Source organism: Nakamurella panacisegetis (assembly GCF_900104535.1).
Classification (GTDB): Bacteria; Actinomycetota; Actinomycetes; order Mycobacteriales; family Nakamurellaceae; genus Nakamurella; species Nakamurella panacisegetis.
Map to the genome: position 1 here is coordinate 1,790,688 of NZ_LT629710.1, position 12,598 is coordinate 1,803,285.

The window sequence follows — 12,598 nt, forward strand, 5'->3', positions numbered from 1 at the left end:
TCCCGCCTACAGTGTCGACGCGTCGCCCAGTATGGCGGTCGCTTGACTGGACAGCACGCCTCCGTTGCCGTGCACCAACGCCAGGTGGGGGTCGGCGAGCTGCCGGGCCCCTGCGTCACCCCGCAGCTGGCGGGTGGCTTCGATGGTCAGAAAGATGCCGTACATGCCGGGGTGGCAATACGAGAGCCCGCCGCCGTTCGTGTTGACCGGCAGGCGGCCGCCCGGGGCGATGGCGCCGTCGGAAACGAACGCTCCACCGTCGCCCTTGGCGCAAAAGCCGAGGTCTTCCAGGAACAGCAGGGTGTTGATGCTGAAGGCGTCGTAGAGCTGCACCACGTCGACGTCGGCGGGTCGGTAGCCGGCCAGGTCCAGTGCTCGGGGCCCGGTGACCGACGCCGCCGTCACGGTGAGATCCGGCATCCCGGAAATATCCATGTGCCATGACGTCTCCGCGCCGCCGAGGAGATAGACGGGCGGTTGGGGGAGATCCCGCGCCCGTTCGGCCGACGTCACCACAACAGCACCGCCACCGTCGGTGACCAGGCAGCAGTCGCGGACCGTCAACGGCGTCGACACCATGCGTGCACCCAGCACATCCGCGATCGAGAGATCCTCGTGCTCCCAGGCGAGAGGATTGAGTTGCGCCCATTTCCTTGCCGCGACCGGGATCTCGGCCAGCTGCTCGCGAGTGGTACCGAACTGATGCATGTGTCGGGCTGCCGCCAGGGCGTAGGACGTCACCGGTATCCGTGGCCGGAACGGCGCCTCGTAGGACGGCAGTGAATTGGTGGCCGACGTGACCAGGCCGCCGGCGGCGGATCGCTGGGTACTGCCGTAGGTGATCAGGGCGACTTCGCACATGCCGGCGTTGATCGCCGCGGTCGCGTGCCGCAGGTGGGAGACGAACGAGGCCCCTCCGATCGCGCTGGTGTCCGCGTAGCGCGGTCGGATGCCCAGGTATTCGGCGGTGACCACCGACGGCATACCGAAGAACGCGGAATGTGTGAACAGCCCGTCGACGTCATTCGTTGCGAGCCCGGCCTCGTCGAGGGCCCGACCGGCCGCCTGCGCGGCCAACTCCAGTGCCGTGCGGTCCGGGCCGACCTCACCAAGGTCGGATTCAGCAACGCCGACGATCGCGGTGCTGCCGCGCAACTCTCGCTCGTCACGCGGGCTCACCGGGTCACCGCGAAGGTGGCCAGCGGCCCCTGATCGGTCATGGTCGGGGCGAACCTCACCGGGTCGCCGATGGCCACGTCGGCCGCCGGGGCGCCGTTCACGTTCGTCATGACCCGGAAGCCCTCGTCCAGGTCGACCAGGGCGACGCAGTACGGCGGGCCGCCGCGCGGCGTGAGCACGCTGACCGAGTACACGGCCCCGATCCCGGTCGACACCTCCCACTGCAGCGCGTCCGCGCTGCAGTTCCGGCAGCGCAGCCGGGGCGGGAAGGCCACCGACGCGCACCGACCGCACCGTTGGAAGGCCAGTTCGCCGCGGTCCAGGTAGGTGCGGAACTCCACGTGGGGGGCCGATCTCGAGGAGATCGGCGGCAGCGCGTCATTATGCATACATTTTAGTATATCGTTTCTGGAGACGAAAGGGGCAGTCCATGAGCGGTCCGTTGGATGGCATTCGAGTACTCGATCTGACCCGGGTCGTGATGGGGCCACTGGCCACGCAGATCCTGGCCGACCAGGGCGCTGACGTGATCCTGATCGAGGCGGCCGACGGCGACACCAACCGGGTCATGGGGCCTGGCCCGCACGCGGAGCTCTCCGGCATTGCGCTGAACCTGTTGCGGAACAAAAAGTCCGTGTCGCTCGACCTGAAATCCGAGTTGGGCCGGCAGGCGATCGCGGCGCTGGTGCGCAGTTCCGATGTGGTCGTGTCGACCATGCGGCCGCAGGTGCTGGTGCGGTTGGGACTGGACTACAGCACGCTGACCGCGTTCCGGCCGGATCTGGTGTACTGCCAGGCCCAGGGGTTCCGCCTGGACGGCCCGAAAGCCAATGACCCCGCTTACGACGACATCATCCAGGCGGCGACGGGCGTGTCCGATCTGGTCGGTCGGGTGACGGGGCAGCCTGGTCTGTTACCCACCATCTACGCGGACAAGGTCTGCGGCCTGGTGATCGCCCAGGCTGTCTCGGCCGCGCTGGTGCAGCGCGAGCGGACCGGCCGCGGCCAGCACATCGAGGTGGCCATGGACCAGACCATGACGGCCTTCAACCTCGTCGAGCACGGGGCCGGAGCGATCGCCGAGCCGCCCGTCCACGCGCCAGGGCGGCCGGCGACCGGCTACCCCAGAGTTCTGACGCCGCAACGCCGACCGCATCCGAGCCAGGACGGCTGGGTGCATCTGCTCCCGTATTCGCCGGCCCACTACATGCGCCTGTTCGGTGATGCCGGTCTGCCGGACGCTCTCACCGACCCGCGTTATGCCGACATGCGCGCGACCATTTCGAATTCGGATTCCCTCTACGCCGACGTCCGCCGCATCACCCCGACCCGGACGACGCAGGACTGGCTCGACTACTGCCGGGTGGTCGGCATCCCGGCGACCAGGGTGGCCACCCTGCAGGACCTCGTCGACGACCTGCCGCTGCGCGATCATCCGGCGGTCGGGCAGTTCCGGATGACCCCGGCCTTGGCCAATTTCGCCGGCCAGGCCGACGTGTTGCGCCGTCCGGCGCCGTTGATCGGGGCCGACACCGACGCAGTGCTGGCCGAACTCGGCCTCGACGTCGCGGCGGCGGGCTGATGACACCGCGGGCCGCGCTGCGGCCGACCTCGCTGACCGAGTCCGAACGCGCGCTGCAGCAACAGGTACGGAGGTGGCTCGCCGACCGGCTGCCGGTGGGCAGTCACCCCCCGGGGCTGGGAATGGCAGCGGCGGCCGATCCGGTCTTCTCCGCCGATCTGGGGGCACAGGGCTGGTTGGGCATGTCGCTGCCGCCGGAGTACGGCGGCGGTGGCCGGACCGCCGTGGAGCGGCAGATCGTCGTGGAGGAACTGCTGTCCCGGGGCGCCCCGGTTGCCTATCACTGGGTCGCCGACCGGCAGAGCGGACCGAGCATCGCCGCGGTCGGCTCCGAGGAGCAGAAGGCGACCTACCTGCCCGGAATTGCTCGCGGTGAGTTCTGTTTCGCGATCGGGATGAGCGAGCCGGGCGCCGGCTCCGACCTGGCCGCGGTCCGGGCCCGGGCCGTCCCGGCGGACGGCGGTTGGCGGATCGACGGCACCAAGATCTGGACCTCCGGGGCGGCGTGGGCCACGCACATCCTGGGCCTGTTCCGCACCTCGGACGACAGGCACGGCGGCCTCACCCAGTTCATCGTCGACACCCGCACCCCCGGGGTCGGCATCGCGCCGATCACCTTCATCGACGGTTCCAAGGACTTCTGCGAGGTCACCTTCGACAACGTGGTCCTACCGTCGTCCGCCGTGCTCGGCGAGGTGGGCGGCGGATGGGGCCAGAACACCGGAGAGCTGGCGCTGGAGCGCGGTGGTGTCGACCGATGGCTGTCGCCGGCCGTATTGGTGGACGAGTGGGCGGCCCAGCCCGACGCCGACTCCCGCGAACTGGCATTGGCAGCCGCTTCGCTGTGGGCGTTCCGCGGTATGTCACTCTCCATCGCGCGCATGGTGGACACCGGTCAGCGGCCCGTGCAACTCGCCGCTCTGGTCAAGGAGATGGCGACCCGGTTCGAGCAGGACACCGTCGAGGCGGTGAGCCGTTGGCAGGGCCGGCTCCCTGACCCCGACGAGCCGGCCGGGTTGTTGTCCCGAGCCGTCCTGGCGGCTCCGTCGTGGACGATCCGGGGCGGCACGACCGAGATCCTCCGCACCGTGATTGCGAAAGGAATGATCCGAGATGTACACCGCTGAGACATCTTTCGACGAAGATCTGCTGGATGCAGTCATCCAGTTCTTCGCCGATCAGTGTCCACCCGCAGTGGTTGCCCAGGCCGAGAGCGGGGGTGTGCCCCGGCCGTTGTGGTCGGATGCACTCGCGCTCGGTTTCCCCATGGTCGGGATCGACGAGGCCGCCGGGGGGAGCGGCGGCACGGTGCTGGACACCGTGGCCGTGTTGCGGGGTGCTGCCCGATCCGCGGCGCCGCTGCCTCTGCTGGAGCACTCGCTGGCGGCCTGGCTGCTCGCCCGATCCGGTGGCGAACTGCCGGCGGAGACCTGCGCCACCGTTGCGGTGGGCGACTCGGTCGAGGTCACCGGCGGCACGCTCCGCGGCCGGATCGCCGACGTGGCCTTCGCCGTCGACGCCGACGTGCTGGTGGTGCTCCTACCCGAAACCGGTCAGGTCGCCCTGGTGCAGGACTTCGCCGATGGTCTCATCCCCGGCCGCGACATCGCCGGAATGGACCGCGATCTCGTCTCGCTCACGGGTGCGGAATCCGTGCTGTTGTTGAGCTGCCCGGTGACGACGGAGGAACTCGCGCTGCGGGCCGCCCTGCTGCGCGCCGCGCAGCTGTCCGGGGTCCTGCAGGCAGTGGCCGAACTGACCCTGCGTTTTGCTGTGCAACGCGAGCAGTTCGGGGCGCCCATCGCGACATTTCAAGCCGTACAGGCACATCTGGTGCTCCTGGCGCAGGCGGAGGCAACCGTGGGGCTGGCGGTCGAGCGGGCGGCCATCGCCTCGCTCGAGCGGCCGGCGGCCTTCGAGATCCGCAGCGCCAAGCTCCTGGCTAACGAGTTCGCCCGTGAGGCCGCGCGGGCCGCGCACCAGGTGCACGGAGCCATCGGGATGACCCGGGAGTACCCACTGCACCTGTTCACCCGGCGGCTGCATGCCTGGCGAACGGTCGACGGGCACGGCCCTGACCTGGAACGGTCACTGGCCGACATGGCCGGCCGCGCGCCCCTGCTGCGCGGCATCCTCGACGACAGTGATTGGCAGGCCACGAGATGATCGACATCCAGGTGCAGCGCAACGGTTTCGTGGCGGTGCTGGAGATCCGGCGCGGTCCGGCCAACTTCTTCGACCGAGAGCTGTTGGCCGACCTCGCCGACGCGGCGGCCGCTGTGACCGCCGACGGCGCCCGTGCGGTGGTGCTCTGTGCGGAGGGCAAGCACTTCTGCGCCGGCGCAGATTTCTCGGCGGCACCGTCCGGTGCGGCTCGAGCCGATTCCTCACGTCTGCTCTACGCCGAAGCGGTGCGGATCTTCGAGATCGCCGTTCCGGTGGTCGCCGCGGTCCAGGGCGCGGCGGTCGGCGGCGGACTCGGCCTGGCCCTGGCCGCCGACTTCCGCGTGGCCGGACCGGCCGCTCGATTCCAGGCCAACTTCGCCCGACTGGGATTTCACCAGGGCTTCGGCCTCAGCATCACGCTTCCGCTGGTGGTCGGGCATCAACGGGCGACCGAAATGCTGTACAGCGGGCGCGCTGTACACACCCCCGAGGCCCTGGAATGGGGACTGGCCGACCGATGGGCGGAGGCCGGGGCAGAGCGGGAGGTGGCCATGGCCTGGGCGGCGGAGTTGGCCGGCTCGGCCCCGCTGGCCGTTCGCTCCATGAAGCAGACGCTGCGCGGTCCGATCACCGACCAGGTCCGCCGGGCGCTGGACCGGGAACTGGCCGAGCAGGCCCGACTGTGGGAGACCGAGGACAGCCGGCGCGGTATCGAGGCCTCTCGGCTTCGGCAGGCGCCCGATTTCATCGGCCGCTGACGGGCACCGCCACGCCGGACCGAGCGACCGGTCAGGGGACGAAGGACCGCTCACCCCACGAGCGGGCCACCGGTCACGGTAGAGCCAGGATGACGAAATCCCCGACCATGGCCAGCTTTTCCTGGCCCCGAATCTCCATCTGCAGCGCAACCGCGACCCGCACCCCGGTCTCGCGGCGATCTGCGCGCACGATTTTCCCGGACAGTCGGACCTGGGAATCGACCCGGACGGGGTTGATGAAACGAATCCGGTCCATGCCGTAATTGACCCCGCTGCTGCGGCTGGTGATCAGCAAGATCTCGTTCAGCAATGGCGGGACCAGAGACAGGGTGAGGTAACCGTGCGCGATGGTGCCCCCGAACGGGCCTCCGGCGGCGCGCTCCGGTTCGACGTGGATCCACTGGTGGTCACCGGTCACGTCGGCGAAGCCGTTGATCCGCTTCTGGTCGACGGTCCACCAGGAACTGGGCCCGATCGCCAGGTCACTCGCGTCCGGGAGATCGGCGAGGTCGATGATGGTCGGGACTACCCTGTCCGTCTCATTTAGTGTCATAGTTACTATCAATACCCTGTTAGGCCTCCCGAAGACAAGATGGAGTAGGCAATGAGTGCGAACGCCGCCACCGCCGACGAATCATCGAGTGGTCGCCCGGATCTGCACGGCCGATTGGCTGTGATCACCGGCGCGGCGGTCGGCATCGGGGCGGGGATCGCCCGCTCCCTCGGCTTGTCCGGAGCCACGCTGATCCTGGCCGATATCGACTCCGCAGCAATGGAAGTCACTGCCGTCGAACTTCGGGCCCAGGGGATCGCGCTGACCACCGTCGTCACCGACGTGCGCTCCACCGATGACGTGCGGGCGCTCGCGGCCGTGAGCAGTGAGATCGGCGAGGTCGACATCCTGGTCAACAACGTCGGCGACCATCGGCCTTGGGGGCCGTTCGTCGAGACCACCGAGCAGGACTGGGATGTCGTCCTCGACCTGAACTTCCGCCACGTCTTGCGAGTGACCAGGGCGTTTTTGCCCGACATGATCGCGCGGCAGCGCGGCAGCATCGTCAACGTTTCCAGCGTCGAGGCTTTCCGGGGGGTGCCGCACTGCGCGGTCTACGCGGCGTGCAAGGCCGCCGTGGTGAACCTGACCGCTGGGTTGGCGACCGAGCTCGGCCCATCAGGGATCCGGGTGAACGCCATCGCGCCGGACATCACCGATACGCCCCAGTTCCCGTTGACGCGGATGATCACCGAGCGCTACCGCGACCAGGTGCCGCGGTGGATCCCTGTCGGTCGTTGGGGCGAACCGGATGATCACGGCGACGTCGTCGCTTTCCTGGTCTCCGACCAGGCCCGCTTCGTCACCGGGCACACCATCCGTACCGACGGCGGCACGTTGGCGTCCGTGGGCTGGTTGCAGCGTGCGAACGGCACCTTCACCAACGTGCCTCGCGATTTCCATTGATCGCTGCGCTCGGAACGACCCGCCGGCCGGAGCCGGGCCGGACTACTCCGGCCAGACGATGCGGGCGTTGAGTGTGCCGGGATAACGGCGGCCGATGAACTTCCGGCCGGCGACCAGGTGTACCTGCATGGCTTCGGCGGCCGCGTCCGGGTCACCTTTCTCGATGCCCTCCAGGACGCGGGTGTGCGCCTGGATGACGTCCTCGAGCTGGCGCGGGCTGTAGGCGACACCACTGGACGAGCCGTCGCCGATCGCTCCGAGGGCGTTGGCGACCATGCTGATGATGTGGCTGTCCGCGGCCTCGGCGACACCGGAGTGGAAACGCTCGTTCTGACGCCAGAACTCGACCAGGTTGTCGTCGCGGTGTTCGGACATGATGCGGATGGTCTCGCGCAGGACCTCGAGCTGCTCGGGCTTGATCCGCTCCGCGGCGAGCCGGGCCATCATCGGCTCCAGCGCGATGCGGGCGTCCGATACGTCGGCCAGTGACAACTGCTGGAAGTGCAGCATCATCGCGAGCTGCTCGGTGAATTCGCCTTCTCGCGGACGGCGGACCGTTGGGCCGCCACCGGGTCCGGTGCGAATGACCACCAGGCCCCAGACCTCGAGGAGCCGCAGAGCCTCGCGCAATGTGGCCCGGCCGACCTGCAGCTGCGCGAGCATGTCCGACTCGTGCGGTAGGCGGGCGCCCTCGGCGTACGAACCATCGACGATGGCATTGGCCAGATGCCGGGCCAGCCGCTCCGACGACTTGGGTGTGCGCTGGCGGAATGCGGGCACGGGCATCGGCTGCATTCTGTTCATAGTACGCAGGAATCAACATCATCGTCTGCATGTGCCGAAGCGGCGGCCAGTCGAGCCGCCAGAGCCTCGGTCAGGCGCTGCGGTTGATCCAGCATCACGTGGTGGCCGCTGTCGGCGATCCAGGAGACAGCGACTTCGTGGCCGGTGCCCGATTCAAGAATCTTCCGCAGGATGTCCACGTCGTCGGCCGACAGCAGCCCTCGCTCGGCCATCACCAGACTGACCGGACAGCCGGCTTTTCGCAACAGCTCCTGATCGAAGTGCCCGTGCAGGGTGACTCTGGGATCGAATTTCCAGCCCCAGCCGGAGCCGCACTCGGTGACCGAATGTTCCGCGACGTAGCGGCGGATGAACTCCTGGGTCGCCGGATCACTGGGGCGCGTCCGGAACCGCGCAATCATTTCTTCGCGCGCTTGGCCGCGGGGCCGAAGTGGTAGCTCGGCCGCCGTCGGGATCGCTCGGGGGCTGAGCACTTCCTCCGGAACGTCGACGCCGACCACACCGGCCAACTCGGGGCCGTAGCGGGCCGCGACGTCCAGCGCGACAAGCGCACCCATGCTGTGACCGACGATCCAGGGGCGGCCGCCGCTGCTCTCTTTTCGAGCGACCTCGATCACCTCGGCGGCCCAGGTCTCGAACGAGTAGCCGGTCGGCACGTGATCGCTGTCGCCGTGGCCGGACAGGTCGATGGCGGCCACCCGGTGCGTCTGGGCGAGACCTGGTGCCACCCCGTGCCACCACGTGGCGTTCGCCGCGCCGCCGTGCACCAGGACCACGGTCGGATCGCCGGTGCGGCCCCAGGTCTGCCACCGCACCTCGACGCCGCCGATGGCCGCCGATCCTCGCCCGCGCGGCGTTCGGACTGCTTCGTCGAACCAGCCCGGAACCGGCGCGCTCACGCTATCGTGCCGAGCACCGCGTCCGCGATGCGCCGACGGCGCTGCGCGCTGGCCCCCAGCAAGATCTGCAGTGACTTCGCCCGCTTGAAGTGCAGATGAGCCACATGCTCCCAGGTGAACCCGATACCGCCGTGCAACTGAATGGTGTCCGCCGCAGTGCGGAAATAGGCGGCGCTCGCGGTGTCGAAGGCGACCGCGGCCAGCAGCGGCACACTGTCCGGTTCGGAATCGATGGCCTGCGCCAGGTAGCGCAACGCCGACCGGGAGGCCTCCAGCCGCAGCTGCATGTCGGCCAGACGGTGTTTGACGGCCTGGAAGGAGCCGATCGGGCGACCGAACTGCTGGCGGGTCAGCACATGCGCGACGGTGGTCCGGATGCAGGCCGCGGCGCCGCCGACGACCTCGGCCGTGGCGCTCACGGACGCGAGGTCGAGAACGGCCTGCAGATCGAAGGACCCAGGCTGCCCGACGCACATTGCAGGTGTTGATGTGAACGTGACCCGGGCCAGCGGGCGGGTGGGATCCAGCGCCTCGAGGGGGCGGCGGGTGACGGTGTCTGGAACCGTGTCTTCGACCGCGAACAGGGACGGGCCGGCCGAGGTCTCGGCGACGACCAGGAGCAACTCGGCGGTCGCCCCGTCGACGACGTGGTCCTTCACGCCGGAGAGCCGCCAGATCTCCCCGTCCGGTTTCGCCCGCACCGGAGTCGCTGCCGCACCGCGGGTCTGAACGTCGGCGAAGGCGAGCGTGGCCGTTCGCTCACCGCGGGCGATAGCGGGCAGATATCGCTGCGCCGCCGCCCGATCGGCGGCCAGCAGGAGTGCGTTGACGCCGAGCGCCACCGTGCCGAACCAGGGCCCGCAGTACAGGACTGCACCGAGTTCCTCGGCCGCCAGGGTCACATCGATCTGACTCAGGCCGAGGCCGCCGTACTCCTCGGGGATGGCAAGCCCCGCGACGTCGAGTTCGGTCACCAGTCGTTGCCAGACCTCGGCTCTGGCGCCCTTACCGTCGACCGCGTCGAACACGGCATTCTGCGGCCATTGCCGCTCGAGGAACTGATGCAGGACGAGTTGGTACTCCTGCTGCTCGGCTGTCAGCACGACGCTCACTGCGGACTCTCTTCCGATTGACCTGGACTATTTCGGGAGGCCGAGCAGCTTCTCGGCGATGATGGTGCGCTGGATCTCCGATGTGCCGGCGTAGATCGTGCCGGAGCGGGCGACCATGGCGGTGGTGATCCAGGACATGCTGGAGTTGGGGGCGCCGATGTCGTCGGTCATGAAGACCGTCACGTTGGTGGGCCGGCGGCCCTCGGCCGACAGAGCCTCCGGGCCGAGTACGTCCAGCGCCAACTCCGTGATGAATTGGTGGTACTCGCTCCAGTACAACTTGGCGATGGCCGCGTCCGGCCCGGGGGGTTGTCCGTCGAGGAAGCGAGCGAGGGTGGTCCGGCCGAGGAAGCGCATCACCTCGAGCCGCGCGTAACCGTCGGCCAAGCGGTCTCTCAACACCGGGTCGTTCGCCGCGCCGTTTTCCTTCGCGAGCGCCACCAGCCGGTCGAACTCGGCCCGGAACATGATCGGCACGATGGCTGCCTGCTCGCCGCGTTCGTAGCCGAGCAGGGTCATTGCGACCCGCCAGCCATCGTTGACCTCGCCGACCACATTCTCGGCCGAGCATCTCGCGTCGGTGAAGAAGACCTCGTTGAAATCGAGGCCGTCCGCCATGTTTCGAATCGGCCGGACGACCACGCCGGGCTGGTCCATGGGTACGAGCAGCAGACTGATGCCACGGTGCTTCGGTGCCCCGGGATCGGTCCGGGCGAGGAGGAAGATCCAGTTGGCCAGATGCCCGCTGGATGTCCAGATCTTCTGGCCGTTGATCACCCACTCATCGCCGTCCGGGACGGCGCGTGTGGTCAGTGCCGCGAGATCCGAACCTGCACCCGGCTCCGAATAGCCCTGACACCAGCGGTCCTCGCCGCTGATGATGCGCGGTAGGAAGTGTTGTTTCTGCGCCTCGGTCCCGTGGTGCAGCAGCGTGTTGCCGATCATGTTGATGCTGAAGATGTCGTTCTCGACACCTGACGGAACCCCGGCCTGCGCGAATTCCTCGGCCAGCACCACCTGCTCCAACGAGCTCAGGCCCCCGCCGCCGTATTCGACCGGCCAGGAAGGAGCGAGCAACCCCCCTGCGTGAAGGGTCTTGCGCCACCGCTCGGAGAAGCTCACCGCGTCCTCGGCCGAGAACTCCCCGATGCCCTGCCAATCCGAGGGCAGCTCACTGTCCAGGAACGCGCGAACCCGAGCACGAAACGACGATGCCTCCGGCAAGGCGAGAGTATCCATGCGCATAGTTATATCAGAACGACTCCATTCCGCACACGATGATGCGCGGGCGTGAGCCGGCCATCAGTGCAGCTTCTGGATGAGCAGTTCGGCGGTGCCGCCGGCGGGATTTGCCCACATCCCGCCCACGATCGATGGTGATTCGGGCTGAATCAGGGTGATCCACGCGCGCACGGTGACGCGACGACGATCACGATAGCCGCAGGTCAGAGCCAACTTCAGGCTTTTTCAATCGTATTCTTTTGGAATTTGCAAGGCGGGGTTAGGGGTTCGATTTCCTCGTCTCCACCAGTGTTCCGGCTGATCAGAGCCGGTGTAGTCGATCTTGGACTGGCCCGCTCGGATGCCGTGCCCACAATCTCCTGTGATTTGCCCTCCTGTGATTTGCCGTGATTCAAGCTGGTCAGACGGGCTGAATCGAGAAAGTTTGCAACTGGGTCGAGGTCATCGGGGAACAGATCGGCGTAAGTGTCTAGGGCGAGAGATGCACTCTTATGGCCTAACATCTGCTGCACCGCCTTGACGTTCGCGCCGGCACTGATGGCCAGCGATGCCGCGGTGTGCCGCAGCTTCGTGCGGGTGGAATCCGTGAGGTAGCTCCGGAGCGAGGGGCTATCCCTTCCTGCTGCAACTCGTCGGCAGACCTGGCGGCTGCACCCGAGTGAGTCGGAGACACCGCGGCCGATGCAGTCGAGGGAGTGGCGCGGGCCCGTCACGGACTCGGGGCACTGATCCACGAACCCGCGCTCAGCGCCGCCTCCGGCATCGACAAGGAATTCCTCCTCGCCATGGCGCAGGACGACGGCCCATCCAAGATGGCCGACATTCAGCGGCGCCTCAATGTCGACGTCAACTACGCCAGCCAGTATCGGCTCCGTCTGATCGCCGCCGAACTCATCTACGCCACCCGTCGCGGGTACGTCGACTTCGCGTTGCCGTACCCGCGCGACTATCTCCGCGACCAAGCAACCGCGGACGTATACGCAACGCCGCGTGACTGAACCGTTGGACACACGCGCGATCGGCGTGACCTCGATTAGCCGCACGGGCTATCGGCCGATGAACGTGCCCGGTCAGTCCTGGCTGATGCGCCCAACCGGCGAGGGTCTCGCTTCAAGCGGAGTTGACACCCCGGGCAAGCTGCATCGGGTCCAGGCCAGGCCGGCGTCGGTACAACCGGCGGCGCCGGATCCCCCGGCAACTACGCGCCCGACCCGCCGGCGGGAACGACAACCCGGCGGCTTTGACCATCTCTGGGGTCCAGCGAACTCGTGAAAACATACTGCCTTCGTCGCTGAACCTGCTTCCGAGAGTGCAGTTGAATACCTGCAGCCCTGTGTGACCCCAGGCCACTCAGAGGCGGTCGCTGGAACCGCGGACTTGGAGACGTCGTTCAACGT

Annotated in this window: 14 protein-coding genes and 1 pseudogene; 6 read left to right on the forward strand and 9 right to left on the reverse strand. The window is 68.0% G+C overall.

The features are described from left to right. Positions 1-6: 6 nt before the first annotated feature. Both BLS97_RS07885 and BLS97_RS07890 read right to left on the reverse strand, forming a co-directional pair. The gene (locus BLS97_RS07885; protein ID WP_090475494.1) at positions 7-1,179 is read right to left on the reverse strand and encodes an acetyl-CoA acetyltransferase; all 1,173 of its coding nucleotides are present in this window, start codon (positions 1,177-1,179) and stop codon (positions 7-9) included. Continuing rightward, entirely contained in the window at positions 1,176-1,568 is a 393-nt protein-coding gene (locus tag BLS97_RS07890) for a Zn-ribbon domain-containing OB-fold protein (RefSeq protein WP_090475495.1), read from the reverse strand. The genes BLS97_RS07885 and BLS97_RS07890 overlap by 4 nt, the downstream gene beginning before the upstream one ends. 41 nt (positions 1,569-1,609) lie before the next feature. Here BLS97_RS07890 and BLS97_RS07895 point away from each other — a divergent pair, with 41 nt between their 5' ends. From BLS97_RS07895 to BLS97_RS07910, 4 genes are read left to right on the forward strand one after another with little or no spacing between them, the layout of a single operon-like run. After that, the gene (locus BLS97_RS07895) at positions 1,610-2,761 is read left to right on the forward strand and encodes a CaiB/BaiF CoA transferase family protein (RefSeq protein ID WP_090475496.1); all 1,152 of its coding nucleotides are present in this window, start codon (positions 1,610-1,612) and stop codon (positions 2,759-2,761) included. After that, positions 2,761-3,888, forward strand: coding sequence for an acyl-CoA dehydrogenase family protein (locus tag BLS97_RS07900; RefSeq protein ID WP_090475497.1), 1,128 nt, complete (start codon positions 2,761-2,763; stop codon positions 3,886-3,888). The genes BLS97_RS07895 and BLS97_RS07900 overlap by 1 nt, the downstream gene beginning before the upstream one ends. Continuing rightward, the gene (locus BLS97_RS07905) at positions 3,875-4,927 is read left to right on the forward strand and encodes an acyl-CoA dehydrogenase (protein ID WP_090475498.1); all 1,053 of its coding nucleotides are present in this window, start codon (positions 3,875-3,877) and stop codon (positions 4,925-4,927) included. Before BLS97_RS07900 ends, BLS97_RS07905 begins: the two co-directional genes overlap by 14 nt. Next, the gene (locus tag BLS97_RS07910) at positions 4,924-5,685 is read left to right on the forward strand and encodes an enoyl-CoA hydratase/isomerase family protein (protein ID WP_090475499.1); all 762 of its coding nucleotides are present in this window, start codon (positions 4,924-4,926) and stop codon (positions 5,683-5,685) included. Before BLS97_RS07905 ends, BLS97_RS07910 begins: the two co-directional genes overlap by 4 nt. A gap of 73 nt (positions 5,686-5,758) precedes the next feature. Here BLS97_RS07910 and BLS97_RS07915 read toward each other — a convergent pair whose 3' ends face one another. Further along, complete coding sequence (locus tag BLS97_RS07915; protein ID WP_090475500.1) at positions 5,759-6,238, reverse strand: MaoC family dehydratase; 480 nt, start codon at positions 6,236-6,238, stop codon at positions 5,759-5,761. Between the two features lie 51 nt (positions 6,239-6,289). Here BLS97_RS07915 and BLS97_RS07920 point away from each other — a divergent pair, with 51 nt between their 5' ends. Beyond that, positions 6,290-7,144 carry an SDR family NAD(P)-dependent oxidoreductase gene (locus tag BLS97_RS07920; RefSeq protein WP_090475501.1) on the forward strand — a complete coding sequence of 285 codons (855 nt, stop codon included), beginning with the start codon at positions 6,290-6,292 and terminating at the stop codon, positions 7,142-7,144. A gap of 42 nt (positions 7,145-7,186) precedes the next feature. On the opposite strand, the gene BLS97_RS07925 is transcribed toward BLS97_RS07920, so the two are convergent. From BLS97_RS07925 to BLS97_RS24460, 6 genes and pseudogenes are all read right to left on the reverse strand, one after another. Then, on the reverse strand, positions 7,187-7,930 hold the full coding sequence (locus BLS97_RS07925; RefSeq protein ID WP_172832233.1) for a FadR/GntR family transcriptional regulator: 744 nt from the start codon (positions 7,928-7,930) through the stop codon (positions 7,187-7,189). 14 nt (positions 7,931-7,944) lie between these two features. After that, positions 7,945-8,847 (reverse strand): alpha/beta fold hydrolase, encoded by a 903-nt coding sequence (locus BLS97_RS07930; RefSeq protein WP_157695282.1) that lies wholly within the window; start codon positions 8,845-8,847, stop codon positions 7,945-7,947. After that, positions 8,844-9,959: an acyl-CoA dehydrogenase family protein gene (locus tag BLS97_RS07935; protein ID WP_090475503.1), complete on the reverse strand. Its 1,116-nt coding sequence runs from the start codon at positions 9,957-9,959 to the stop codon at positions 8,844-8,846. The genes BLS97_RS07930 and BLS97_RS07935 overlap by 4 nt, the downstream gene beginning before the upstream one ends. A gap of 27 nt (positions 9,960-9,986) precedes the next feature. After that, on the reverse strand, positions 9,987-11,198 hold the full coding sequence (locus tag BLS97_RS07940) for an acyl-CoA dehydrogenase family protein (protein ID WP_090475504.1): 1,212 nt from the start codon (positions 11,196-11,198) through the stop codon (positions 9,987-9,989). A gap of 63 nt (positions 11,199-11,261) precedes the next feature. Next, a complete protein-coding gene (locus BLS97_RS22775) occupies positions 11,262-11,414 on the reverse strand; it encodes a hypothetical protein (protein WP_157695283.1) in 153 nt (50 codons plus the stop codon). 2 nt (positions 11,415-11,416) lie between these two features. Then, positions 11,417-11,767, reverse strand: a pseudogene (locus BLS97_RS24460) (hypothetical protein); the annotation flags it as partial. 129 nt (positions 11,768-11,896) lie between these two features. Between BLS97_RS24460 and BLS97_RS07950 the strand changes: the two are divergent. Further along, positions 11,897-12,199, forward strand: a complete 303-nt coding sequence (locus BLS97_RS07950) for a hypothetical protein (RefSeq protein ID WP_157695284.1) — start codon at positions 11,897-11,899, stop codon at positions 12,197-12,199. Positions 12,200-12,598: the final 399 nt, after the last annotated feature.